23 protein-coding genes are annotated in these 25302 nt (G+C 68.0%); 17 read left to right on the top strand and 6 right to left on the bottom strand.

What is annotated here, in order from left to right:
- The first annotated feature begins 107 nt into the window (after positions 1 to 107).
- The 6 genes from ABLE92_RS02495 to ABLE92_RS02470 are packed head-to-tail and all read left to right on the top strand — an operon-like array spanning position 108 to position 7488.
- On the top strand, positions 108 to 653 hold the full coding sequence (locus tag ABLE92_RS02495; RefSeq protein ID WP_348802968.1) for a hypothetical protein: 546 nt from the start codon (positions 108 to 110) through the stop codon (positions 651 to 653).
- On the top strand, positions 650 to 2470 hold the full coding sequence (locus ABLE92_RS02490) for an FAD/NAD(P)-binding protein (RefSeq protein ID WP_425476244.1): 1821 nt from the start codon (positions 650 to 652) through the stop codon (positions 2468 to 2470). The genes ABLE92_RS02495 and ABLE92_RS02490 overlap by 4 nt, the downstream gene beginning before the upstream one ends.
- A gap of 1 nt (position 2471) precedes the next feature.
- Complete coding sequence (locus ABLE92_RS02485) at positions 2472 to 2912, top strand: hypothetical protein (protein WP_348802967.1); 441 nt, start codon at positions 2472 to 2474, stop codon at positions 2910 to 2912.
- Entirely contained in the window at positions 2909 to 4534 is a 1626-nt protein-coding gene (locus tag ABLE92_RS02480) for an FHA domain-containing protein (RefSeq protein WP_348802965.1), read from the top strand. Before ABLE92_RS02485 ends, ABLE92_RS02480 begins: the two co-directional genes overlap by 4 nt.
- A 28-nt stretch (positions 4535 to 4562) precedes the next feature.
- The gene (locus ABLE92_RS02475) at positions 4563 to 6656 is read left to right on the top strand and encodes a cation:proton antiporter (RefSeq protein ID WP_348802963.1); all 2094 of its coding nucleotides are present in this window, start codon (positions 4563 to 4565) and stop codon (positions 6654 to 6656) included.
- Position 6657: 1 nt separating this feature from the next.
- The gene (locus tag ABLE92_RS02470; protein ID WP_348802962.1) at positions 6658 to 7488 is read left to right on the top strand and encodes a protein kinase domain-containing protein; all 831 of its coding nucleotides are present in this window, start codon (positions 6658 to 6660) and stop codon (positions 7486 to 7488) included.
- Positions 7489 to 7541: 53 nt separating this feature from the next.
- Here ABLE92_RS02470 and ABLE92_RS02465 read toward each other — a convergent pair whose 3' ends face one another.
- Together ABLE92_RS02465 and ABLE92_RS02460 are read right to left on the bottom strand one after the other, a co-directional pair.
- Positions 7542 to 9278 carry a serine/threonine-protein kinase gene (locus tag ABLE92_RS02465; RefSeq protein ID WP_348802961.1) on the bottom strand — a complete coding sequence of 579 codons (1737 nt, stop codon included), beginning with the start codon at positions 9276 to 9278 and terminating at the stop codon, positions 7542 to 7544.
- Between the two features lie 128 nt (positions 9279 to 9406).
- On the bottom strand, positions 9407 to 9721 hold the full coding sequence (locus tag ABLE92_RS02460) for a hypothetical protein (protein WP_348802960.1): 315 nt from the start codon (positions 9719 to 9721) through the stop codon (positions 9407 to 9409).
- Positions 9722 to 9926: 205 nt separating this feature from the next.
- Between ABLE92_RS02460 and ABLE92_RS02455 the strand changes: the two genes are divergently transcribed.
- From ABLE92_RS02455 to ABLE92_RS02425, 7 genes are all read left to right on the top strand, one after another.
- Positions 9927 to 10790 carry a universal stress protein gene (locus ABLE92_RS02455; RefSeq protein ID WP_348802959.1) on the top strand — a complete coding sequence of 288 codons (864 nt, stop codon included), beginning with the start codon at positions 9927 to 9929 and terminating at the stop codon, positions 10788 to 10790.
- Between the two features lie 16 nt (positions 10791 to 10806).
- The gene (gene soxR / locus ABLE92_RS02450) at positions 10807 to 11253 is read left to right on the top strand and encodes a redox-sensitive transcriptional activator SoxR (protein WP_348802958.1); all 447 of its coding nucleotides are present in this window, start codon (positions 10807 to 10809) and stop codon (positions 11251 to 11253) included.
- Between the two features lie 71 nt (positions 11254 to 11324).
- Positions 11325 to 12350 carry a patatin-like phospholipase family protein gene (locus tag ABLE92_RS02445; RefSeq protein WP_348802956.1) on the top strand — a complete coding sequence of 342 codons (1026 nt, stop codon included), beginning with the start codon at positions 11325 to 11327 and terminating at the stop codon, positions 12348 to 12350.
- Positions 12351 to 12393: 43 nt separating this feature from the next.
- Positions 12394 to 13608, top strand: a complete 1215-nt coding sequence (locus ABLE92_RS02440; protein WP_348802955.1) for an MFS transporter — start codon at positions 12394 to 12396, stop codon at positions 13606 to 13608.
- Positions 13609 to 13872: 264 nt separating this feature from the next.
- Positions 13873 to 15117: an arginine deiminase gene (locus ABLE92_RS02435; protein WP_348802954.1), complete on the top strand. Its 1245-nt coding sequence runs from the start codon at positions 13873 to 13875 to the stop codon at positions 15115 to 15117.
- Between the two features lie 40 nt (positions 15118 to 15157).
- On the top strand, positions 15158 to 15553 hold the full coding sequence (locus ABLE92_RS02430) for a GntR family transcriptional regulator (protein WP_348802952.1): 396 nt from the start codon (positions 15158 to 15160) through the stop codon (positions 15551 to 15553).
- A 32-nt stretch (positions 15554 to 15585) separates the two neighbouring features.
- Positions 15586 to 17238 (top strand): BCCT family transporter, encoded by a 1653-nt coding sequence (locus tag ABLE92_RS02425; RefSeq protein ID WP_348802951.1) that lies wholly within the window; start codon positions 15586 to 15588, stop codon positions 17236 to 17238.
- 54 nt (positions 17239 to 17292) lie between these two features.
- On the opposite strand, the gene ABLE92_RS02420 is transcribed toward ABLE92_RS02425, so the two are convergent.
- Positions 17293 to 18891: a dolichyl-phosphate-mannose--protein mannosyltransferase gene (locus tag ABLE92_RS02420; RefSeq protein ID WP_348802950.1), complete on the bottom strand. Its 1599-nt coding sequence runs from the start codon at positions 18889 to 18891 to the stop codon at positions 17293 to 17295.
- Positions 18892 to 18961: 70 nt separating this feature from the next.
- On the opposite strand from ABLE92_RS02420, the gene rsmI reads away from it, so the two are divergent.
- The 3 genes from rsmI to ABLE92_RS02405 all read left to right on the top strand — a co-directional run bounded on the left by rsmI (position 18962) and on the right by ABLE92_RS02405 (position 20496).
- On the top strand, positions 18962 to 19810 hold the full coding sequence (gene rsmI, locus ABLE92_RS02415; RefSeq protein ID WP_348803207.1) for a 16S rRNA (cytidine(1402)-2'-O)-methyltransferase: 849 nt from the start codon (positions 18962 to 18964) through the stop codon (positions 19808 to 19810).
- Between the two features lie 63 nt (positions 19811 to 19873).
- Positions 19874 to 20080 (top strand): DUF2191 domain-containing protein, encoded by a 207-nt coding sequence (locus tag ABLE92_RS02410; protein ID WP_348802948.1) that lies wholly within the window; start codon positions 19874 to 19876, stop codon positions 20078 to 20080.
- Positions 20071 to 20496, top strand: coding sequence for a PIN domain-containing protein (locus ABLE92_RS02405; RefSeq protein ID WP_348802947.1), 426 nt, complete (start codon positions 20071 to 20073; stop codon positions 20494 to 20496). Before ABLE92_RS02410 ends, ABLE92_RS02405 begins: the two co-directional genes overlap by 10 nt.
- Here the strand turns inward: ABLE92_RS02405 and ABLE92_RS02400 are convergent.
- The 3 genes from ABLE92_RS02400 to metG are packed head-to-tail and all read right to left on the bottom strand — an operon-like array spanning position 20440 to position 24026.
- The gene (locus ABLE92_RS02400) at positions 20440 to 21237 is read right to left on the bottom strand and encodes an SGNH/GDSL hydrolase family protein (protein WP_348802946.1); all 798 of its coding nucleotides are present in this window, start codon (positions 21235 to 21237) and stop codon (positions 20440 to 20442) included. The genes ABLE92_RS02405 and ABLE92_RS02400 overlap by 57 nt on opposite strands.
- Positions 21222 to 22430: an aminodeoxychorismate synthase component I gene (locus ABLE92_RS02395; protein ID WP_348802945.1), complete on the bottom strand. Its 1209-nt coding sequence runs from the start codon at positions 22428 to 22430 to the stop codon at positions 21222 to 21224. Before ABLE92_RS02395 ends, ABLE92_RS02400 begins: the two co-directional genes overlap by 16 nt.
- A 9-nt stretch (positions 22431 to 22439) precedes the next feature.
- Positions 22440 to 24026: a methionine--tRNA ligase gene (gene metG / locus ABLE92_RS02390; RefSeq protein ID WP_348802944.1), complete on the bottom strand. Its 1587-nt coding sequence runs from the start codon at positions 24024 to 24026 to the stop codon at positions 22440 to 22442.
- Positions 24027 to 24183: 157 nt separating this feature from the next.
- Here metG and ABLE92_RS02385 point away from each other — a divergent pair, with 157 nt between their 5' ends.
- The gene (locus tag ABLE92_RS02385; RefSeq protein ID WP_348802943.1) at positions 24184 to 25299 is read left to right on the top strand and encodes an alpha/beta hydrolase; all 1116 of its coding nucleotides are present in this window, start codon (positions 24184 to 24186) and stop codon (positions 25297 to 25299) included.
- Positions 25300 to 25302 lie beyond the last annotated feature (3 nt).

Here is a 25302-nt window from a genome sequence, read left to right as displayed (position 1 = left end):
TCACCAGCAAGGACTTGGTGTAGTACGTTCGGCTGGTTGGCGGTCGGCCGAGTGCGCGGACGGGTTAGAGTTACACCCGTCCCGCACTCGACCTCACTGGAGGGAACATGCGTCCGCGCGTCCCGAGCCACCGCCATCTGGTGCGACTCGCCGTACTGGTCGCGGTCATGGTCGGCGCTCTGCTCGCGCTCGGCGGCCCGGCGCTCGCCGAGACGACGGCCCCACCGGCGCCGCCCGTCGTCGACACCGGTGAACCCGGCCAGGTGGACACCGAGGTGCCCCCGGACCCGGGTGGTGGCAGTGAGGTGACCACCCAGCCGGAGGTGACCACGCCGGAGGTGACCACCACCGAGGAGCCACCGCCGGTCACGACCACACCGCCGCCGGTGTCCACGACGACGGTGACCCCGCGGACCGTCCCGACCACGGCGGCGCCCACCTACACGCAGCCGATCCCCGAAGCCACCAGCAGCACCACGCCGCGGACCTCCGCCCCGACCACGGCGACGCTCAGCAAGAACGTCGTCCCGGTGGCGCAATCGACGCCGACCTCGTCGAATATCGCCTACATCGTCGTCGCGGTCATCGGAATCGGCGGCGCCGCAGGCATTCTCGGCTATCTGCTGATCACCAAGATGCGGAGCCGGCGATGACCACCCGGGGCCCGGTGCCTCAACCCGGTCAGCCCCAACCCCGTCAGCCCCGCCCCGGCCATCCGGGGGCGCCGCAGTACCCACCGCCGCAACGTCCCGGGCACCCGGGTCCACCCGGACCCGGACCCCGACCGGGGCAGTATCCGCCCGGTCCGCCGCGCCGCCCGGGACCACCCCCGGCAGGCCCGCCCGGACCCGGTCCGGGGCCCTCGTCGGTCCCGGCGCCCGAACCCGGCGACTTCGCGACCGCCCACATCGGACGTCCCCGGGGGACCGGCGATCTCACCCCCGAGTTGGTCGACACCGACGTGTGGACCGACGCCATGGTCGAGCAGGCCGGAATCCCGTTGATCGATGTCCCGTTCGTGACCGTCGGATCGGGCATCGGCTCCTTCGTGACCGTCGACTACCTGCGCATCTGCGGTGTGCCGCTGGACCGCATCGCGGTGCTCGGCCCCCAGGACGTGCCGTGGCACTCCTACGAGTATCTGACCCGCGTCTCACAGATCCCGCGTGGTGAACGACTGCGCTCCGACTCGGCGTCGACACCCGACAACATCTGGGGTTTCCCGTCGTACGCCACCCGCGAGGCGTGGGCCACCAAATCGATCAAGCCACTGTGGAACGTGGCGGTGGAACCGATCTTCGCGAACTACTACACGCCCAAGGCCGGGCATGCGTTCGAGTCGATGGAGAAGGAGTGCAACCGGATCGGCTACCTGCAATGCCTGCGGCAGGGGCAGGTGCGGATGATCCGACGCCGCGCCGGCGGCGGATATTTCACGATCCTCACACCGCCGCAGGGTACTTCGCCGACCAAGCGGGTCGCGTTCCGCAGTCAGTGGGTGCACGTGGCCATCGGCTACCCGGGCATCAAGCTGCTGCCCGATCTGCAGGCCTTCCGGGAGACCTACCGGGACGCCAGCAAGGTGGTCAATGCCTATGAGCCACATGAGCACATCTATCAGGCGCTACGGCGACGACCCGGCATCGTGATGATCCGCGGCGCGGGCATCGTCGCCTCCCGGGTGCTGCAACGACTCGTCGACGACCGCGACGCCTACGGCCTGCAGACCCAGGTGGTGCACCTGTTCCGCACCTACGTCGACAAGGCGCACGGACCGCATATCTTCATGCGCCGCAAGGGGAAAGACGGCTGGGCCTATCAGGGGTTCAACTACCCGAAGTCGGTGTGGGGTGGTCAGCTCAAGGCCCGGATGCGCAAACTCGAGGGCCACGACCGCGCCGAGGCCTACAAGCAGATGGGCGGCACCAACACCCCGGTCCGCAACGACTGGCAGGAACAACTCAAACGCGGCCGCAAGGAGGGCTGGTATCGGGTGGCGGTCGGCAAGGCGCAATCCCTCGTCCCGGCACCCGGTGGCCAGGGCGTGGTGGCGACGGTGAAGGTCGACCCGCACGCATCGATCAAACAGGAGGCCGGCCCGGACGGGACGTTCGAGCTCTACGCCGACTACGTCATCGACTGCACCGGGCTGGAAGCCGATGTGCGCGAACATCGTCTGCTCGCCGACCTGCTCGATCACACCGGTGCCGGCATCAACCCGGTGGGCCGGATGGACGTGGAACGCAACTTCGAGCTGATCGGTACCCGCAACGGCAACGGCAGGATCTACGCCTCGGGATCGGCCACCCTCGGTGGCTATTTCCCCGGCGTCGACACCTTCCTCGGGTTGCAGATCGCGGCGCTGGAGATCGTCGACGACCTGGCCGACCAAGGGTTCTGCAAGAAACTCTCACCATGGCGGTCGACCCGACAATGGTGGCGATGGGCGCGTGGGAAGGGAGTCGACTGACATGCTGCCAACCCTGTGGGGCCGCATCCAGACGCGAATCCTGGTGCTGGGCATCGTCGGTGGGATCTGGACGCTCATCATCGGGCCGTTCCTGCCCGACGGTGCACCCATCGACAAGACCTACATCGGCGCGTTCATCGTGCTCGCCACGGTCATCGTGCTCGGCGTCGCCTGGGAGTTCATCTACCACTTCCTGCAGCAGTTCCGGTGGGAGAAGGACTGGCCCACCCTGTTCGGTCTGCTCACCGGCATCAACGAGGGCATCGCCACCTGGTTCGTGGTGACGTACGCGCCGATCTTTCCCGAGGGCACCGGACCCCCGTCGCCCGGGGTGTTCGCCATCCAGTTCGGGACGACCTGGCTGGTCGTGTGGATCATCCTCAACGGCCCGCTGCGAGCGATCTTCCCGCACTGGAGATTCCAAGGAGGTCGGTTCTTTTGAGCGCGCCCGCACCCAGTCCGAGTGTGACCCCGACGGTGACGTTGGTGCCCGGATCGGGCATCGTGATCCGCAAACCCGCATTCCTGTGCGTACTCGGGGAGTCCTCACGCGTCCTGCTCCCCGACATCCTGGCCATCGAGACCTCCGTGGCCACCCCCGACCGCATGCCGCGCCGCGGCCGGCACGTGGTACGCGCCCTCGCCCAACTGGTCGCGACCGCCGATCTGGATCAGCCCGCCGACATCGGCTTCGCCGCCCCCGACAGCGTCGGGATCGCCATCTACCTCAGTGGATCGGTGTTCGGTGAGGCCGACGGGCGTCGGCTGCAGTCGGGCGCGACCGGCGAACCGTTCGACCGGGCCATCCCATGGCCGTACGAGGGACTCGGGCTCTACCTCGCCGGTGCGGTGCCCGCCGAGCCCGGCGAGGAGACCTACGACCTCGTCGAGGGTCACGTGCCCGCCGCCGGCGCCCTGCTGCACACCCCGCTGGGGATGCGCGGCACCGAGGTCTACGACCTCAGCTCTCGTGCCGGGACGGCCGACGACCATGCCGATCACGATCACGGCGATCACGACCATGCCGATACCGCCGATCACATGCACGACGATCAGATGCACGCCGATCAGATGCACGAGGTGGGCGATCGCGCCGACGACGCGATGCGGTCCGCGCCTCCGCGCACCGCACCGCCGGCCCCGGAGTCCGAGCCGGCCCCGGCCCCGGAGTCCGAGCCGAACCCCGAACCCGAGCCGGCCCCCGAATTCCGTTCCACCCCACTGATGTCCAAGCCGCCTGCGCCCGAACCCCATGCGCCCGAGCCGCCCGCACCCGAACCGGCCGCACCCGAGCCGCGGGCGTTCCAGTCGAGCGCACTCGGTGCCGACCCGGAGCCCACCCACCCCGAACCGCCGCATCCGCCGGCGCCGCAACAGCAGGCGCCGCAGACGCCCCACCAGCCCTGGCCGGCGACGCCACCCCCGGCGCCGACCCCGCCCCCGCCACCCGCCCCACCGGCGCCAGAGCCGCCGATCGACTTCAAGGTCGACTCCCTGCAGGACGTCCTGCCCGAACAGCGTGACCCGCTGCCGGTCCAGGTCAAGCAGAAGTCGGCCACCGAGGTCGTCAAACTGCCCGAATCGCGGGCGCACGTCCACGGAATCCGATGTTCGCGAGGACATCTCAATCATCCCCGCTCCTGGCTGTGCGGGGTGTGCGGCATCCGGATGGATCAGCTGACCGGCATCCTCGTCGAAGGCGAGCGCCCACCGCTGGGCTGGTTGCTGCTCGACAACGGTTCCACCTACCTGCTCGACGAGGACCTGGTGATCGGCCGGGAACCCGGAACCAGTGGTGGCCGCGGCAGGTCCAACCCGAAACCCATTCGCGTGCAAGACGAGTCCGGGCAACTCTCCCGCCGGCACATCGAGCTCCGGCTGGTCGAGTGGGACGTGCACCTGATCGACCTCGGCTCGGCCAACGGCACCTTCGTCAGCGACCCCGCGATGGGCACCCGCGAGATCCGGTTGGCTCCGCGTCAGCCGCACATCCTCTCGCCCGGTTCGCATGTGCGAATCGGCGGCCGCCACTTCATCTTCGAATCCCCCCACGCCCGGACGTGACGGACGAGAACCCCATGGGCGTGTGCTGATGGACAAACACCTGGTGGCCTTCCTGCTCCTCGACGTCGCGGTGATCATCGTGGCGGCGCGGATCGGTGGCCGCATCGCGGCCGCCTGCCGCCAGCCCGCGGTGGTCGGTGAGATCGCCGCCGGAATCGCCCTTGGCCCCAGCCTGCTCGGTCTGCTGCCCGGCGATCCGACCGAAGCGCTGTTTCCCAGCGACGTCCGGCCCCTGCTGGGTGCACTCGCCCAGATCGGGCTGGTGCTGTTCATGTTCATCGTCGGGCTCGAACTCGACATGCGGCTCATCGCCGGCCGCGAACGGGCCGCCGCCACCATCTCCCTGTGTTCGATCGTGGTGCCGTTCGCCCTCGGAGTCGGACTCGCGGTGGTCCTCTACCCGACGCACGACGTCGTCGGTGGCGAACAGATCGGCCTGCTCGGCATGGCACTGTTCCTCGGTATCGCGATGTCGATCACCGCGTTCCCGGTGCTGGCCCGCATCCTCACCGACCGCAACATGCAACGCACCCCGCCGGGGGTGTTCAGCCTCGCCGCCGCCGCCGTCGACGACATCATCGCCTGGACCGCACTGGCTTTCGTCATCGCGATCATCTCCGGCGGCAGCATGTCCGAGGTCGCCAAGATCGTCGGCCTGACCGTGGTGTACGTGGCCGTGATGTTCGGGATCGTCCGGCCACTGCTGCGGCGGCTGATCACCTGGCGCGACGCCGCCGGACGCATGACACCCGACATCCTCGCGGTGATCCTCGTCGGCCTGTTCCTGTCCGCGGCGGCCACCGACGTCATCGGCATCCACCAGATCTTCGGTGCGTTCGTCTTCGGGGCCATCATGCCCAAGGTGGGCGGTGAGGCGCTCACCCGCGAGATCCTGGAGCGACTCGAGCAGGTCAGCGTCCTGTTGCTGCTCCCGATGTTCTTCGTCGTCACCGGACTGAGCGTCAATCTCGCCGACATCGGTGCAGGCGGATGGTGGCAACTGCTGCTGGTCCTCGCGGTGGCCATCGTCGGGAAGTTCTCCGGCGCGTTCCTGGGTGCGCGACTGTCGGCGATACCCAACCGTCAGGCGTCGGCGATCGCCGTGCTGATGAACACGCGTGGTCTCACCGAACTGGTGATCCTCACGGCCGGAAAGGAACTGGGCGTCCTCTCCGACGAACTGTTCGCGATGATGGTGGTGATGGCGCTGGTCACCACCGTGCTCACCGAACCGCTGCTGCGGGTGGTCTACCCGGATTCGGTGGTCGCCCGCGACATCGCGGCCGCCGAACGCCGGGCCCTGGCCACCGGCAGCGCCTCACGCACCATGATCGTGCTCACCGACCTCGACGCGGATCTCGACGACCTGCTCACCCGGCACCGGCGTGCCTTCGCCGCCGGTGCGGGTACCGACGTCGTGCTGGCCGGGGTCCTGGCCACCCCCGGACGGGATCAACGCCTCGAACTGGGTGTGCCGCTGGTACCCGACCTCTCCGCGATGGCCTCGGCGGTGGAGAAACTCACCGCTCTCGGGACCCGCCTGCCCGGCGCCGGATCGGTGTCGGTGCTGTGCCGGTTCAGCGCCGATCCCGCCACCGATCTCGAGGAGATGGCCGCCAACAGCGGCGCCGACGTCGTCATCGTCGACACCGGTGCGCTGCCGATGGTCGAATCGCTTACCAGCGCACCGATTCTCGTCATCGACGAGACGCCGGCGGCCGGGCGTGGTCCGTCGTCGACCGCCGCGCTGGTGTGTGTCGCCGCGGACAGTCGCGCCGGGCGCACCGCCGTCGTGGTGGCCGCGTCGCTGGCGTACGGCGGTGGTTCGGACCTCACCGTCGTCACCGGATCATCGCGTCGCCGCATGTCCGCGGATCTGTCCGCGCTGTCCGATCTCGGCGTGCGGGTCACGGTCACCGACCGCACCGATGCGCTGATCATGCCGGGCACGCTGGTGCTGGTTCCCGACGACGCCGAGATGACCACGGTCCCCGCCGCATACACCGTCATCGACCGGACGGGAACGTCGGAACGATCATTGTCCGAACGCATCGAGGAACGCTTCGCCGGCCAACCACCGGTCACCGAAACCACCACCGTCGCATCACCCGAGAGGCACTGAGATGGCCACAGTCGATGTCCCGCAACAACTCGCGGACTTCACCGTCTTGAGCAAACTGGGCGAGGGCGGCAACGGCACCTTCTACGTCGCGGTGCCGCCCGCCCGCCTCGGCCTGTCGACCGATCGCGTGGTGCTCAAGGTGTTCAGCGGGGTCTGCAGCGACGACGCCTACCGCCGCGGGGTCCGCGAACTGCGGGCCTTCGCCGCGGTGCGCTCGCCATATCTGGCGTCACTCTACGACGCGGTGCTGCAGGGGCAGTTCATGTATGCGATGGAGTACTTTCCGCTCGGTTCGCTGCAGGCGCCCACGAGCCCGCTGACCCGTGAGGTCGCGCTGGGTGCGCTCGCCGACGCCGCCCGCGGCGTCGACGCGCTGCACGAGGCCGGGATCGCGCACGCCAACATCACTCCGTCGAGCGTCATGATCACCGAGAGCGCCGACGGCACACACCGCCCGGGCGGAAAGATCTCCGATCTCGGGCTGGCCCGGGTGCTGGCCGCCGACGAGCCGATCACCAGCTTCGCCCAACCCGGCGCGGTGCAGTACATGGATCCGGCCCTGCTGGCCGGTGACGTGCCGTCGCGGGCCACCGACATCTGGTCGCTCGGTGCGGTGCTGCACCGGGCGCTCACCGGCAGCGGGGTCTACGGCGACGTGCCGGATGCGCAACCTCTCCTGGCGATCCGGGCGGCGCTGTCCACGCCGCCGGCGCTGTCGGAGAATCTCAGTCGCGAGGAACGCACCCTGATCGCCAATTGCCTTGCCCTGTCCGGGGAACGACCCACCACCGCCGGTGAGGTGGCCGAACGGATCGGACGGCTCGCCCGCTGATCGGAACCCGGGCTGCTCGGAACCCCGCAGCTCGGAACCGGGCCGCCCGGATGTCAGAACGGCGCGTCGCGCCACCACTCGTCGAGGATCTGCTGTCCGGTGTGCCCGGTCCAGGTGGCGACGATGGTGTACGGGGCGCGCGCGGCGTCGGTGAAGTTGGTGATCACCCAGCCGTCGCGCACGGCATCGCCCGACACCCGCACCGGCCCGTCGGTCCACTGTCGCGGTGTGCCGGGCTGATTGCCCAGGGTGGCGTCGATCTGCTCGCGTTGCTGCGCCGTGGGGGTGTGCCACACGGTGTAGCGCACACCGGAGGCGGCCCCGGAGTTGGTGACACAGGTGATGCCGTCGATCCCGTTCGATGCCGCCGGTGCGCACTCGGCGCCGCCCCAGCCGTCGGCGTTGGGACCCTCCGGCAGGAGTTGCGAGAACCCGGTGGCGATGGGTTGCTGTGCGGCCGACCAGGTTCCGGGGTCGTCGGGGCGGTTGAGGAAGGCCAGCACGCCGGCGATGATGCCGATCAGCGCCAGCACCGTCGCCACCGAGATCAGGATCGTGGTCCGTGGGCTCTGCGTCGCCGTGCCCGGCGAGGCGGGTGGGCGGTCGGACGTGGTGCGCCGCCCGGTGTTCACCAATTGTGTTGCCGTGTCCGGGTTTCCGGTCGGAGAGAACACCCGGCCGGAGTTCGCGACGGTCTGCGGATCCGACAGGCGCGGGTCGGAGGCCACCGAGGTCGGCGTGCGGCGCGGCCCGATCAGGGAGGTGTTCTCGGTGCCGGTTCCCCATGGCCCGCCGGGTGGGAAGGTCTGGCCCTGACCGGGATAGGAGACGTGGCCCGGACCGGTGGGGAACGGAGTGCGCATCCCGCCGGACAGTCCCGACGGGGGTGCCGGGGCGAGTCCGATGGCAATGGCTGCGGCGTAGGCGAATTCGGCACACGAGGCGAAGCGTTGCGCGGGTTCCTTGGACAGTGCCCGGGCCACGGCCGCGTCCACCTCGGCCGGTAGTCCCGGTACCCGTTCGCGCACCGACGGCGGGGCGTCGTGCAGGTGGGCACTCATCGCGGCCAGGCGATTGTCGCGGGGGAACGGTGGTGCGCCGGTGAGCAATTCGACGAAGGTGCACGCGAGCGCGTACTGGTCGGCACGTCCGTCGAGCTCGTGACCGTGCAGTTGCTCGGGTGAGGCGTACGGTACCGACGCCACGGTCAGTCCGGTGTCGGTCAGGTGCATCGCGTCATCGACGGCGCGGGCAATACCGAAGTCGGTCAGCATGATTGCGCCGGTGCCGCCGTCGTCGTCGGATTCGATGAGGATGTTGGCGGGTTTGACGTCACGGTGCACCATGCCGCGGCGGTGGGCGTGGTCGAGTGCGGTGGCGATCTCGCCGATGATGTGGACGGCGAAGGCGGGATCGACGCCGGACGGGCAACTGCGGATGAGTGAGGACGCGTCGTAGCCGCGGACGTAGCGCATCGCGATCCACAACTGCCCGTTCTCGGCGCCGCGGTCATAGACCGACACGATGTTGCGGTGATCGAGGCTGCCCGCGAGATCGGCCTCGCGCTCGAAGCGGGCCCGGAAGCTCGGGTCGTCGGTGAACGACGCGTTGAGGAGTTTGAGGACGTCGAGACGGGGGAGGCGGGGATGGGTCGCCACGTACACGGTGCCCATGCCGCCGCGGCCCAGGATTCGATCGATGCGATAGCCGGCGAACAGGGTGCCCGGCGCCAGTTGACCGGAGGCCGATGCCGGCCCCGTCGGGGTGCCGGTGTCCTCGCCCTGCGTCACGTTGTCACTCCCGGCCGATTCCCTGGCGTTGGTCCCTCCATCATTGCCGCCTCGAGTGTAGCCGGTGACCGAATGGCCCGGCCGGGGTCATGTCCCACGTTCGGCGCACCGCCGCTGGGATACCGGGGTCATTCCAGCAGGTAGGGGGCGGTGGAGAAGAGGAACACCAGGAACAGTGCCAGGAGGAACCATGCGGCGCCCTGCCACACCTGCCACTGCCCGCCGGAACGCCATTCGGTGTAGGTGCGCCACAGCGCTCCGATCGCGCCGCCGCCGACGATCACCGGGGCGGCGATGACCAGTACGGTACGCAGGCCGTCGGACGATGCCACCGCCACGACGAGGGTCGCGATGCCCAGTCCGATGATCACCGCGTCGTAGATGACCGCGCGCCGGAATGTGGAGGGGCCGCGTGGTGGTGGGGGAGTGTTGTCGGGGCTCATGACGTGCGGGGTGGGGTCGGGTTGTGACGTTGACGATCACGGAATTGGGTTGGGCGCCAACGACTGTGGATTCAAGGGTACACCGCGTAGGCGGAGCGGTTGGCCGGGGACCTTCTACTCATTGCTGTTCGGCGGCGTCAAGGGCAGGATAGAGATGTCAGAGCTGTGTCATTGGGATTTCCACCGAGAGGGAGATGACGAACACATGAGCGCGATTCTCGTCGGCGTTGACGGGTCGGAAGCATCGACGGCCGCGGTCGGTTGGGCCGCGAAGACAGCTCAACTCGAAGGCGACGAACTCAAGCTGGTCGGTGTCTACGACGCCAGCACCAGTGATTACGCACCGGGCCTCATCATTCCGCAGGACGTCATCGACGCCATCCGTCAGGACGCGACCGACGCCGTGCACGCCGCCGCCAAGGTCGCCGAAGAGGCGGCACCGGGGCTGACCGTGCACTGCTCGATCGTCGACGGTGACGCCAGCCGCGTGCTGCTCGAACTCGGCAAGGACGCCTCGGCGATCGTTCTCGGGACCCGTGGGCTCGGCGGTGTCAAGGGACTGTTCCTCGGCTCGGTGTCCACCACCGTCGCCGCGCATTCGCACGGCCGTGTGGTGGTGATCGGTGGTCCGTCCAAGGACGGGCCGGTCGTGGTCGGCGTCGACGACTCCAAGGTGAGCGACGGCGCGATCAAGGAGGCCTACGCCCAGGCGTCGCTGCGCAACACCAAGCTCATCGCCGTGCACACCTGGACCCCTCTCGACGCCGACGCTCTGCACGGCTACGGAATCGATCCCGACGAGGTCGAACGGATGTCGGAGGACGCGGTCGCCGCCGTCGCCGAACGTCTCGCCGGCTACGGCGAGGACTATCCGGACGTCGAGGTGGTGCGCGAGGTGCTGCCGGAGGAGCCGGCCAAGGCCGTGCTCGAGGCCGCCGAGAAGTACGACGCCGGACTCGTCGTCGTCGGTAGCCGTGGACGTGGTGGCTTCAAGGGTCTGCTGCTGGGCTCGACCAGCCAGAAGATCCTGCATCACGCGACGCTGCCGGTGATGGTCGTTCGCAGCTGAGGCGCTGCGCGCTCGCATGGGCCTACGAAAGCTCGAGTTGTCGGTTGGTGAGCTTGCCCAGCGAGCCGGAATCGCTCCCTCCGCGGTGCGGTACTACGAAGACCAGGGTCTGATCTTCGCCCGCCGCACCGCGGGCAACCAACGTCGCTATCACCGCGCGATGCTGCGCCGGGTGGCGTTCATCAAGGCCTCGCAGACCGCGGGGATTCCGCTCGCCGTCATCGCCGACGTGCTCGGCGAACTCGGTGACACCGAGTCGCCGTCGACCCAGATGTGGGAGGCGGCGTCGAGGCGGTGGATCGATGATCTCGATCAACGGATCGCGCTGCTGCAGAAGATGCGGGACATGATCGGTTCGTGTGTCGGCTGCGGGTGCCTGTCGCTGAGTGCCTGTCACCTGCTCAATCCCGGCGACGAACTCCATCGGCAGGGGCCGGGGGCGCGTCGGCTCATGCCGGACTGAAGCGGACCGGCGCCGGAACCGCGCGATGCCACTGGCGATAGCGCGATGCCCGTGGCGATAGTGTGTGATCCATGCCCGGTGGATCACGCGTCGCGCTCGCCCTCGGTAGCGGTGGGGCCCGCGGATACGCGCACATCGGGGTCATCGCCGAACTCGAAGCCCGGGGATTCTCGCTGGTCAGCGTCGCCGGATCGTCGATGGGTGCGCTGGTCGGCGGGTTGTACTGCGGCGGCGGACTCGATGCGTACGAGGAGTGGATCACCGACCTCGGCCAACTCGACGTGATGCGTCTGCTCGACGTCTCCCTGAGCAAGCCGGGTGGTGTGATCAAGGCCGAGCGCATCATCGCCCGCGTCGGGGACATCCTGGGCGACGCGGCGATCGAGGACCTGGCGATCCCGTTCACCGCGGTCGCCACCGACCTGATCTCCGGCCGCTCGGTGTGGTTTCAACGGGGCAACCTCGTCGACGCCATCCGCGCGTCGATCGCGATCCCCGGGGTCATCACCCCGTATCAGCACGACGGTCATCTCTTCGCCGACGGCGGCATTCTCGATCCGCTGCCGGTGGCACCCACCGCCGCCGTCATCAGTGACGTCACGATCGGTGTGGTTCTCGACGGTGACGGCCCGGCCGAAGGCGCGGCGCGGCAACCGACCGCCAAGGGCATCATCCGCCGCAACGTCGATCCGATTCTCTCCAGCGACTTCGTCCGGTCGATGCGTGATCGTCTCGGTCTCGATTCGTCTGCCGCGCCGGACCCCGACGCGCCCGACCCCGACGCGCTCGAGACGGACCTGTCCGCACCGGCCGACGACGTGGACCTCGAGGCACCGACGAGCGGCACCGACGACATGACCGCCGATCTCGTAGCGGCCACCCCGTCCATGGGGCGTATCGAGGTGCTGACCCGATCGTTGGACATCATGTCGATCGCGTTGACCCGCCATCAGATCGCCGGTTATCCGCCCGACATCCTCATCCGCGTGCCGCGAAAAGCGGTGCGCACCCTCGACTTCCACAAGGCCTCGGAGATGATCGAACTCGGTCGGACGCTCACCGCCGAGGCGCTCGACCAGTTGCCCGAAACATCGTGAGCGGGCCGCGAGGCGTGCGGGACGGCCAGATGGGCGACGGATCATGAGGCAGATCCCCCGTGGCATCTGGGTGCTGCTGAGCGCGAACGTGGTGATCGCACTCGGCTTCGGGCTGATCGCACCCGCGTTGCCGAGCTTCGCGCGCAGCTTCGACGTCGGCTACACCGCCACCTCGGCGGTGGTGTCGGCATTCGCGGTGATGCGACTGCTGTTCGCCCCCACCGCCGGGCGTCTGGTGACCAAGCTCGGCGAACGACGAATCTACCTGAGCGGCTTGCTGATCGTCGCCGCCAGCACATTCGCGTGCGCCTTCGCGCAGAACTACGTGCAGTTGCTGATCTTCCGGGGGCTCGGTGGCATCGGTTCGACGATGTTCACCATCTCGGCGATGGCGCTGCTGATCCGCATGTCGCCCAACGAGATCCGCGGTCGCATAGCGGGGTTCTTCTCGGCCGGATTCCTCATCGGCAACATCACCGGGCCGCTCGTCGGTGCGGCCCTGGTCGGTTTCGGTCTGCGCATGCCGTTCATCGTCTACGCGATCGCGCTGGTGATCGCGTCGGTCGTGGTGGCCACGCAACTCCGCGACGCCGGTGACGCCGATGCCGATACCGCCGGCGAGAAGCCCGGCGTGATGTCCTTACGGGCCGCATTGCGCGACAGTGCATATCGGGCGATCCTGGCATCCAGCTTCACCCAGGGCTGGGCGTCGATGGGAGTCCGGGTGGCGGTGGTTCCACTGTTCATCACCGACGGGCTCGGCGAGCAACCGGCGATGGCCGGTGTCGTGCTGGCGGTCTATGCGGTGGGCAATGTGGCAGCGATCGTGGCGGCGGGGCGATTCTCGGATCGGTACGGTCGCCGGCGGGTGATGCTGCCCGGGTTGGCGATCATGGCGGTGTCCACGGCGCTGCTGGGGTTCTCGCCGAATCTGGTGATTGCGCTGGCACTGTCGATGTTCGCCGGCGTCGGTTCCGGACTGTTCGCCCCAACCCATCAGGCCGCCCTCGCCGATGTCCTGGGTGCGCGACGGCAGGGCGGTTCGGCGTTGGCCGCCTACGGCATGTCCTCGGATCTCGGCGCCATCGGCGGTCCGCTGATCGTCGGATTCGTCGCCGACCGTTTCGGTTTCGGCCCGGCCTTCGTCCTCACCTCCGCCGTGGCCGCCGCCGCGTTCGTGATGTGGATCGCGGCGCGGGAAACCGCCCCCGAGGTGGTCGGCACTCCCGCCAAACTCTCCGATCCGGACGCCCCCTGACGGGGTGCCCGGACCAGGGGAGCCGACGTGGGGCCCGCGTGCATCTCAGTTACGGGCCGGCCTGAGAACTCCCGTCGGAGAATCTGGGTCCTGTTGGAGAAACTGGGCGCTACAGCACCCACGTTCGCCAAAACGACCCAACTTCTCACCCGCCACGTTGAAAGCGCTCGCTTCCACGTTGACAGCGCTCGCCTCCACGTTGACAGCGCTCACCGGTCGTCATCCCTCACGGTGGAGGTGCACCACATGGCCTACGGTTGACCCATGCTGACAGCGGCGGTCTCCTCCCATACGCAACCTGCCTCGTTCGGGGTCGACTCCGAGGTGGGTGTGCTGCGCGCGGTGATGGTCCATCGCCCCGGACCCGAACTCGATCGGCTCACCCCGGCCAATGCGGCGGGCTTCCTGTTCGCCGGAGTTCCCGACCCGGCCCGGGCCCGTGACGAACACGACGCGTTCACCGCCGCACTCCGTGACCGCGGAGTCGAGGTCTTGCTGCTCGGCGATCTGCTCGTCGAGGCGATTGCCCACAGCGGCGCGGCGCGGATACAGGGCATCGCCTCGGCGGTGCACGTGGGCCGTCTCGGTGCCCGGCTGGCCGAGGAATTGAGCCGGCACCTCCGTGGGCTGCCGGCGCCGGAGCTGGGTCGAATACTCACCGCCGGAATCACTTTCGACGAGCTACCGGATATCGCAGTCTCCGCCGGCGGGTCGTTGGTGCGGCAGATGTACACCGGCGCGGAGTTCGCCATCGAACCACTGCCGAACCTGCTCTACAGCCGCGACAGCTCGTTCTGGGTCAGGGAACGATTCGCGATCTCGTCGCTGGCGCGGCGGGCGCGAGTGCGGGAGGCGTCGCTGGTCGACCTCATCTACGCCCACCACCCGCGATTCATGGGTGCCCGGCGCGCATACGAATCGCGGGTCGCCCCGGTCGAGGGAGGTGACGTGTTGTTGCTGGCGCCGGGCGTCGTCGCCGTCGGCGTGGGTGAACGCACCACTCCCGCAGGCGCGGAGGCCCTCGCCGAAAGCCTGCTCACCGACGGGCTCGCGCACACCGTGTTGGCCATCCCGATCGAACGACCCGGCGCCTTCATGCACCTCGGCACGATGTGCACCATGGTCGACGTCGATGCCATGGTCGTCCATCCCGCGATCCGGGATGGCATGTCCGCGTTCACCATTCGCTCCGATGACAACGGGGGTGTGGTGGCGTCGGGGGCACGTCCGTTCGCCGACGCCGCGTCCGACGCGATGGGCATCGCCGGGTTGCGTCTCATCGATCCCGAGATCGCCTCCGCGACAACGTCTCCGGGAACCTGGGACGACAGTTCCAACACCCTGGCGATCTCACCGGGCGTGGTGGTGTCCTACCGCCATAACGCCGACACCAACCGGCGCCTCGTCGACGCCGGTGTCGAGATCATCGAGATCGACGGTGCGGCGCTCGACGTCGGGCACGGTGGGCCACGGTGCATGTCGTGTCCGCTCGCGCGCGATCCGCTGTGAACCCGACGCACCACGACGCGAGCCGAGAAGGAGACATGTGATGAGTGGACAGCCGGACACCCCGGTCGACCTCGCGTCCCTGCTGCACATCGACCCGACGGCCGACTCGCCGCCGTTCGAACAGGTGCGTCTCGGCGTGATCGGACTCGTCGACCACGGAACGCTGTTGGTGGGCGCCCGGATACCGACGGTGCGGGCCCTGGCCACCGACCTGCACCTGGCCGCCAACACCGTGGCCCGCAGCTACCGAGAACTCGAGGCGGCCGGCATCATCGAAACGCGGGGTCGGCACGGCTCTTTCATCAAGGCCGGACCCGACGCGCGGCTGTCGGCGGCCCAACGGGCCACCGTCGACCACGTGAAAGCGCTGCGTGAGCAGGGAATCGACGATGACGTGATGGTCACGTTGTTGTTGCGTGCACTCGGTAGGAGTTGAGAAAACACATCAAGGTTTGGTTGTGTGAATTGGTGTCCACTCAATTTCCTCCCCGCCGAACGCGAGTCACGCTGGATCCGACGGTCTTCGGCGTCACCGCTGTGCTCATCATCGCCTTCGTCATCTGGGGTCTGGCCGCGCCCGACAACCTGAACACCGTCACCGACACCGTGCTCGGCTGGATCACCGGAAATCTCGGTTGGCTGTTCGTGTTGTCCGCATCGGGTTTCGTCATCTTCGCGGTGTATCTGGCGCTGTCGAAGTACGGACGTATCCCGCTCGGCCGCGACGGGGAGGCGCCCGAGTACCGCACGATCAGCTGGATCGCCATGATGTTCAGCGCCGGAATGGGAATCGGCCTGATGTTCTTCGGTTCCTACGAGCCGTTGTTCCACTACGTGTCCGCACCCCCGGAGATGTCCGCGGAGGACGTACGCACCGCGATGGCAACAACCATGTTCCACTGGGGTTTTCACCCGTGGGCGATGTATGCCGTTGTGGGCCTCGCGATTGCGTACGGCACCTACCGGTGCGGTCGTAATCAGCTGATCAGTTCGGTGTTCTCGCCGATCCTCGGCTCACGGGCCCACGGTCCGATCGGCAAGGTGATCGACATCCTCGCGATCTTCGCGACATTATTCGGGACCGTGGCGTCGCTGGGACTCGGTGCGCTGCAGATCGGATCGGGAATCAGCAAGGTCGGGTGGGTCGACAATCCGGGGGTGATGCTGCTCGTCGCCATCGTCGCGGTCCTCACCGCATGCTTCGTCCTGTCGGCGGTATCGGGGATCGCCAAGGGCATTCAGTGGTTGTCGAACATCAACATGGTGCTGGCGTTGATCCTCGCGGTGTTCGTCTTCGTCGTGGGCCCCACGGTCTTCATCTTGAATCTGATGCCCACCACGCTCGGTGCCTACCTCAACGACCTGCCGTTCTTCTCCGCCCGATCCGGTGCCACCGTCGACGCCGACGGACAGGAGTGGCTGGCCGGCTGGACGATCTTCTACTGGGCGTGGTGGGTGTCGTGGACGCCGTTCGTCGGCATGTTCCTGGCGAAGATCTCGCGCGGACGCAGCATCCGCGAATTCGTCTTCGGCGTGATGGTGGTGCCGGTCGCGGTGTCGCTGGTCTGGTTCGCTGTCTTCGGTGGCACCGCCATCCGGCAGAACATGGACGGCGTCCTTCCGTTCGACCCGGCCACCGCGGCCAGCGAGGACACCCTGTTCGACGTGCTGGCCAACCTCCCGTGGACCGGGATCGCCTCGGCACTGGTGATGATCCTGGTCGCCATCTTCTTCGTCTCCGGCGCCGACTCGGCGTCACTGGTGATGGGAACCCTCAGCGAACGCGGCGCGGAGGAACCACGTCGCCTCACCACCATCTTCTGGGGTGTGCTCACCGGCGGCGTGGCGGCGCTGCTGCTCGCGATCGGCGGCGACGATCCCAACCACGAGGCGCTCAACGGCATCAAACAGATGGCGATCATCGCCGCCCTGCCGTTCGTCCTGGTGATGATCGGCATGTGCGTATCGCTGTTCATGGATCTGCGCCGCGACCCGCTGATCGTGTCGCGGCAGATCCTGGCCGGTCAGGTCGACGATCACATCCGCAAGCAGGCCGAGGTGATCAGCACCGGAGAGATGCCGGCCGTCGACGTCACGCCCATCGTCCCGCGCTCCGACTGACGTCGAGTGGGCGCCCATTCGCGTCGAGTGGGCGCCCATCGCGTCGACTGGGTATCAGCCCCAACTCGGCAGCCAGATCTGCTGGCGCCACATGGTCGGTGAGATGGGGGATGCGGTCAGGATCGGCCACAGCCAGGCGAAGTTGGCCACCACCAGCCCGACGTAGATGGCGACGACGAGGACCGCGAGGGCCTGACGTTCGGGTCTGGTACCGGGTACCGCCCGTCTCGAGCCGCGCAGGATGTCGCCGCAGCACAACGCCAGCCCCATCACCAGGAACGGTGCCAGGACGGTCGCGTAGAAGAAGTACATCTGCCGATCGAGTTCGATGAACCAGGGCAGGAAGCCGGCGGCGTAAGCGGTGACGACGGCGGCGTAGCGCCAGTCGCGACGGACGAACCACGACCACAGGCCCCACAACAGCATCGGCAGGGCCAGCCACCACATCGCGGGAGAGCCGATCAGCATCTGCGCGCGGACGCATTCGCCGCCGCCGCAGCGATCGGGTCCGTTCTCCAGTGCGTAGAGCATTGGACGCAGGCTCATCGGCCACGTCCAGGGTTTGGATTCCCACGGGTGATGGTTGCCCGCGGAATTGGTCAGGCCTGCGTGGAATTTGAGAATTCCGGCCTCGTAATACCAGAGTGAGCGCCACGCGCCGGGCACCCATGACCAGGTGCCGCCGGTGCCGATCGTGTTGCCCACCTGATAGCGGTACACCGACGTCTCGCCGGAGAACCACGGGATGAACGTCGCCAGGTAGATCGCGACCGGCATCACCGCCATGCTCAGACCCGACGGCACCACGTCGCGCATCAGGGTGCCCACCCACGGACGCTTCACGTGATAGGCGCGTCGCGCGGCGACGTCGAATCCGAGGGAGAGTAGCAGGAAGAAGATGACGTAGTAGATGCCGGACCACTTGGTGCCACAGGTCAGGCCGAGCATCACACCCGCGGTGAAGCGGTACCAGCGGAAACCCATCCGCGGCCCGTACACCGAATCGCCGATGCGGCCCTCGAGGTAGACCTTGTGCATGCGTGCGCGCACCTGATCGCGGTCGGCGATGACCGCGGCGAAGGTCGCGACGACGAACAAGGCCTGGAAGATGTCGAGCATGCCGAGCCGGGATTGGACGAACAGCACGCCGTCGCAGATCGCGAAGATGCCGGCGATCGCGCCGATCAGCGTCGAGCGTGTCATCCGGCGCACGGACGCGTAGATCATCACCACGATCGCGATGCCGGCGAGCGCGGACATGACGCGCCACCCCATCGGGGTGTACCCGAACATCGACTCGCCGATCGCGAGGAGCCACTTGCCGACCGGCGGATGCACCACCAGGCCGTAGGCCGGGTTGTCCTCGATCCAATTGCCGCCGGTGAGCACCTGCCAGCCCTGCGGGACGTAGTGCTTCTCGTCGAAGATCGGGGTGCCGTCATCGGTGGGCGTCCACAGCAGCCAGAACCGGGTGAGGGTGGCGATGGCGCCGATGATCAGGCCGACGATCAGCCCTCGCCGCCGATCCGTCGCCCCGAACAGTGGGGTCGGGATCTCCGGGCCCGGGGTCGGCGAGGTCGCATGCGCCGACGCCGTGATCTCGGCGCTGTGATGCGGCTCGCCCAATACGACGCCGCCGGCGGTGAGTGTCACTCGTCCGATCGTAATGGTCGGTTGGTGCCGGCTTACGCAGCCGTACGCTGTCGGCATGACTTTGCCGGATATGTCGTCACCGGACGGGCCGGGCGCGTTGGTCCTCGCGGCCACCCCGATGGGCCGCTACGACGACGCGTCGCCACGGTTGGTGGCGGCACTCGAGTCGGCCGACATCGTGGCGGCCGAGGACACCCGTCGCGCCCGCGCCCTGGCCGCGGGTCTGGGCGTGTCCATCGGCGGTGAGCTGATCAGCTACTACGACCAGGTGGAGGCCGCGCGCACGCCACGGCTGGTGGAGGCCATCGCCGGTGGGGCGACGGTGCTGCTGATCACCGACGCCGGGATGCCGTCGGTCAGCGACCCGGGGTACCGCGTGGTGGTCGCGTGCGCGGAGGCCGGCCTGCGGGTGACCGCGCTGCCCGGGCCGTCGGCGGTGACCACCGCACTGGCGGTGTCGGCGATGCCGTCGGAGCGGTTCAGTTTCGAGGGCTTCGCACCCCGCAAACCGGGGGCGCGACGCGACTGGCTGACGACGCTGCGCGACGAACCGCGCACCGCGGTGTTCTTCGAATCGCCCCACCGGCTGGCCGATCTGCTGGCGGTGGCCGCCGACGTGCTGGGTTCGGATCGTCGTGCGGCGGTCTGCCGGGAGCTGACGAAGACCTATGAGGAGGTGCGCCGCGGCACCCTGGCCGAACTCGCCGAATGGGCAGCGGCTGGGGTGAAGGGTGAGATCACCGTCGTCCTGAGCGGCGCCACGCCCGCCGAGGCCGACATCGACGATCTCGCCGCCCGGGCGCAGGCCCTCGCCGACGGTGGCATGCGGCTCAAGGCCGCGTGTGAGGAGGTCACCCGGGGAACCGGCGTCTCCCGACGTGAGGTGTATGAGGCGGTGCTGGCGGCGCGGTCGGAGTGAGGTGGCCGCGGACCGGCGGTTGTATATACTGTGAACTCGGCAGATATATGGTGGAGGTTGGAGATGACGAAACGACTGATCGATCTCGACGATGATCTACTGGCGGCGGCCCGAGCCGAGTTGAAGACGACCGGCGTGTCGGACACGGTTCGAGCGGCTCTACAACAGGCCGCGGCAGCGTCCGCGCGTGCGCGTCAGGTGGACTGGCTCGAACGCGGTGGACTGGCATCGATGACATCGTCGGACAACCGAGACGACGTGTGGCGCTGATTGCCCGCTACCTGATTGACACCAGTGCAGCCGCACGCATGACACACGCGTCGGTGGCTGCCCGGCTGGCACCACTCATCGACGCCGGGCTGGTGGCAACGACGGCGCAACTCGACGCGGAGGCGCTCTACAGCGCTCGCAATCGGCAAGAATACGAACAACTCTGGTCTGATCGTCGGTTGGCCTATGAGTACCTGGCCACCGACGATGAGCACTGGCGGTATGCTCTCGATGCCCAGCACGAGTTGTCACGCACCGGGCGACACAGAGCAGTCGGTATGGCCGATTTGTTGATCGCGGTGATTGCCGCATCGAGTGGCGTAACGGTGATCCACTACGATCACGACTTCGACATCGCGTCAGAAGTGATCGAGTTCCGTCATCGTTGGGTCGCCACACCCGGATACTTGCGCTGATTCCCCGCTGACGGTGTCCGCCCGCAACACCGCGTCGATCTGCTCGGCGTAGATCGCGTGGAAGTTCTCCGACGGGTGGAATCCGTCGGCGGCGAAGAGATCGGCACCGCCGGGTGGCACGAACCGCGCGAAGCGGCCGATGCCGGCGAAACCCGCGGACACCTGCGACGCGATGTCGTCGAAATGTGCTGCGCGCGCACCCAATACGGTGGCCAGGGTGCGCGGCAACGCCGGACACATCTGCAGCATCGGGACCGGCAGCAGCACGATTCGCGCGGATTCGGCCGCGCCGGAAGTGATCTCGGCCAGCAGTGCGGTGAGTTCGGTACGCCAGCGACGCGGGGTGTGCATGTTCTTCGTGTCGTTGGCGCCCACTGACACGATCACCACGTCCGCGTTCGCGAGCAGGTCCGGGTCGATGAGTGTGATCACTTCGCCTGCGGTGTAGCCGGTTCGGGCGCGGACGTGCCATGCCACCTCACCGCCGAGTCGTTCGGCGAGTCGCCCGGCGACGCCACCGGCGAGGGTGTGGTGGTGATGCGCCACGCCGACCCCGCCGGCGAGGCTGTCACCGATCACGAGGAGTCGTGTTGTCCCACCGCCGGTGTCGCCGGTGATCACACCGTCGTCGCCGTCGGCCTGGGGGAGGCGCAGGACGATTCGCTGGGCGCGCAGACCCTGCCACAGCGCGGTCGGGGTCCGCCATCTCGCTGCGGTCGCCAGTGTCACGATTCGCGGCACGACATTCCCTCCTCGAGATCGACTGTGGCGGTGGCGGTCACGATGCTGGCGGCCTTGTCGAGGCATTCCTGCCATTCGCGCGCCGGATCGGAGTCGATGGTGATGCCGCCGCCGACACCGAGGTGTAGCCCGCCGTCCGGAGCGATCTCGACGGTCCGGATGGCCACGTTGAGGTCGAGGAGACCGTCGGGTCCGGCCAGGCCGACCGCGCCGCAGTACACACCGCGCGCGTGGGATTCCCAGTCCTCGAGGAGTTCTCGGGCCCGGATCTTGGGGGTCCCGGTCACCGACGCCGGCGGCCAGGTCGCCTCCAGCAGTCCGGAGTTGCCCACCTCGGGTGGCAGGATCGCCTGGACCCGGGACACCAGGTGCCACACCCCCGGCGCGGCGACCACTTCGAGGAGGCTGGTGACGTGCACCGAACCGGTGACCGCGACACGGCTCAGATCGTTGCGGACCAGATCGACGATCATCACATTCTCGGCGATGTCCTTGGTCGAGGCGGCCAAGAGGTTCGGATCGGCGTCGGCCGGCAGCGTGCCCTTGATGGGTGAGGACGTCACGATGTTCCCCGTCCGGCGCAGGAAGCTCTCCGGGGAGAAACTGGTCACCGCGCCCCAATCGCCTTGCAGAAAAGCGGATTTCGCGGGTCGGGTGGTGGCGGTCAGGTCGCAGTAGAAGTCGAGGGGTGCCCCGTCGAGGGCGCCGTCGAACCGGGTGCACACGCACGCCTGATAGATCTCGCCGGCTCGAATGGCCTCGAGACATTCCTCGATGGCGGCGAGGTGGTGATCACGATCCGGTGGCGTCCACGTCGCGGCCCAGCCGGCTCGGGACGGCGCCGTCGCCCACGACCGCTCCACCACATCGTCCACCCACGCCGGGGGCGTCGAGTCGTCGGCGGACACCGTGTGCCACCGTCCCTCCCGCAGCACCAGCAGATGGGCCGTGACGCCGCCCGCACTCACCGGCAGCGCCGCCTCGTCCCGTCGTCGACCGTCGAATCCGCGGTAGCCCAACCAGAATCGGTCCGGCCGATCCTCCGGCAGGTGACCGGCCCGGATGTCGATGGACGGTGCGATCACCGCGTCGGCATCCCACCAGTCGCCGATCAGTGCGGCCGGCGGGGGGAGGCCGCGTTCACGGGTGTGGGCATGCAGCGCCCGCAGGACGTCCGGTGCGGTGGCCGACATTCCCTCCGGTCATCCCTCGTAACGCGGGAAAACCGGTGTGGGCTTGGGCAACTGCGATCCCGGCGTGAGTCGGTCGGCCACGGCGGTGAAGTCGCGGCGCTCGCCGACCGTCAACAGATCGAGCAGCTTCCCACACGACGTCGGCAGTACCGGCTGGGCCAGCAGTGCGACGACGCGGACCACTTCGGCGCAGACGTAGAGCACGGTGCCGGTGCGTTCCAGATCGGTCTTCGCCAGTTTCCACGGTTCCTGGGCGGAGATGTAACGATTCGTGTCGGCCAGCACCGACCACAACGCCTCGAGGCCGAGGTGGATGGCCTGGTTGTCGAAGTGGGTGCGCACCGTCGGCAGCAATTCGCCTGTGGCGGTGAGCAACGTCTGATCGGCGTCGGTGAACTCACCCGGGCTGGGCACCACCGAGTCGAAGTACTTGCCGATCATCGACAGCGTGCGTTGGGCGAGGTTGCCGAACTCGTTGGCGAGATCGGCGTTGATGCGCGCCACGATCGCCTCGGCGGAATACGATCCGTCCTGACCGTAGGACACCTCGCGCAGGAAGAAGTACCGCACCGGATCGAGGCCGAACTCGTCGATGAGGTTGTCGGGGTCGACGACGTTGCCGACGGACTTGCTCATCTTCTCGCCCTTGTTGAACAGGAAGCCATGGGCGAACACGCGTTTCGGCAGCTCGATGCCCGCGCTCATCAGGAACGCCGGCCAGTACACGCAATGGAAGCGGATGATGTCCTTGCCGATCACATGCAGATCCGCCGGCCAGTACCTCTCGAATGTCGTTGTGTCGTCCGGGAATCCGACGCCGGTCAGATAGTTGGTGAGGGCGTCCACCCAGACGTACATGACGTGATCGGGGTGCCCGGGCACCGGCACTCCCCAGTCAAAGGTGGTGCGCGACACCGACAGATCGGTCAACCCGCCCTTGACGAAGCTGATCACCTCGTTGCGGCGGACATCCGGCCCGATGAACTCCGGGTGGCTCTCGTAGAGATCGAGGAGCTTGTCCTGGTAGGCCGACAAACGGAAGAAGTAGGTCTGCTCCTCGGTCCAGGTGAGGACGTGACCGTTGTCGGTGGCCACGCGCTCACCGGCGTCGTTGACCTCGGTGTCGGACTCGGCGTAGAACAGTTCGTCGCGGATGTCGTACCAGCCGGAGTAGGCATCGAGATAGATGTCGCCGGCCTCGCTCATGCGCTGCCAGATGGCCTCCGATGCACGCTTGTGATCGTCGTCGGAGGTGCGGATGAACCGGTCATAGCTCGATCCGAGCCGGTCCTGGAGTTCCTGGAACCGGTCGGAGTTGCGGCGCGCGAGCTCGGCGGTCGGGATGCCCTCCTTCTCCGCGGTCTGCTGCATCTTCTGACCGTGGACGTCGGTGCCGGTGAGGAACCGGACGTCGAAGCCGTCGAGTCGCTTGAACCGCGCGAGGGCGTCGGCCGAGATGTACTCGTAGGCGTGCCCGATGTGCGGGGCGCCGTTCGGGTAGGCGATCGCGGTGGTCAGGTAATACGGGCGGCCGGCGCCGTGGGAGGTCGGGCCGTCCGACGAGCCTGCGTCGGTGCTGGTCAGATCAGTGGGCATAGTGGTTGTCAGGATACTGGGTGCATGCGGTCGGCCCGACCCGTGGCCCGGCGGCGCTCGCCTCTCGCCGACCGCCGCCTCTGGGGAGTGGCCACGACACGGAATCGTCGACATTGTCCGCAGGTGAGCTCCGAGCGCACGGCCTAGGCTGGTGGCCATGGTGATGGCTGACCGCCCCGAGGTGGAGACCGCGTCCGGACCGGTGACCGCGCTGACGTTGGTCGGCCTGGCCGACGGCATGCTCAACGGCCTGGCCAGGGTGCCGTTCCGCAGATTCTGGAACGGGCCGAGCGGGCTGCTCGACAATGTCGGGCAATCGGTCACCCGGCAGGCGGTGCGGTCGTTCATGGGCTACATCGTCGGCCTGCCGATCGAGGAGTTCCGGTCGATGGAGAAGGTTCTCGACGACCTGTGCCGTGTGGTCATCCCGCCGTTCATCCACCTCACCGACGACGTCGAGGTCACCGACGACGAGATCAACGGTGTGCCCGGTCTCTGGTTGCGCTCGCGCGCCAGTTCGGACGAGTTCGTCGACGACGACCAGCGCAAGACCGCGATCGACGGCACCATCCTCTACCTGCACGGCGGCGGCTACATCGGCACGACACCGATGATGTACTCGGCCTTCGCCGCGTCGCTGGTCAGTGGTACCGGCTGCGAGGTCTTCATCGCCGACTACCGGATGGCACCGGAGTTCCCGTTCCCGGCCGGTGTGCATGACGCCGCCGACGTCTACCGGGGTCTGCTGGAACGCGGTGTCGACGCCGATCACCTGGTGATCGCGGGCGACTCCGGCGGCGGTGGCCTGGCGACCTCGCTGGCCGGGTACCTCCGCGAGGTCGGGCTGCCCCGCCCGGCTGCGGTCGCCCTGTTCTCGCCCGAGGTCGATCTCGACATGGACCATCCGTCGATCACCGAGAACGCGAGCACCGACATCCTGCCGTGGAATGTGCCGGTCACCCCGTACCTGCACGGCGTGCAGCCCGACGACAAACGCGTGTCGATGGTCTACGCCGAACCGGACGACGAGTGGTTCCCGCCCACCTTCGTGTGCTGGGGTGCAGACGAGATGTTCCGCGATCCGATCCGCGACTTCGTCACCTCGCTGGAGAAGGCGGGTATCGAGGTGACCGCACTCGAGGAGCGGGGCATGTTCCACGTCTTCCCGATCCTGATGCCGTGGGCGGAGAGTTCGCACGAGGTGTACCGCACACTCAATGAGTTCGTCGGCCGGCATGTCGCATCCGATCCGGAGGCGACGCCGACCCACTGACGC

Source organism: Gordonia oleivorans (assembly GCF_040044975.1).
GTDB classification, from domain to species: domain Bacteria; phylum Actinomycetota; class Actinomycetes; order Mycobacteriales; family Mycobacteriaceae; genus Gordonia; species Gordonia oleivorans.
Note: the sequence above shows the minus strand (reverse complement) of the source record. Positions and strands in the feature narration are given on the sequence as shown.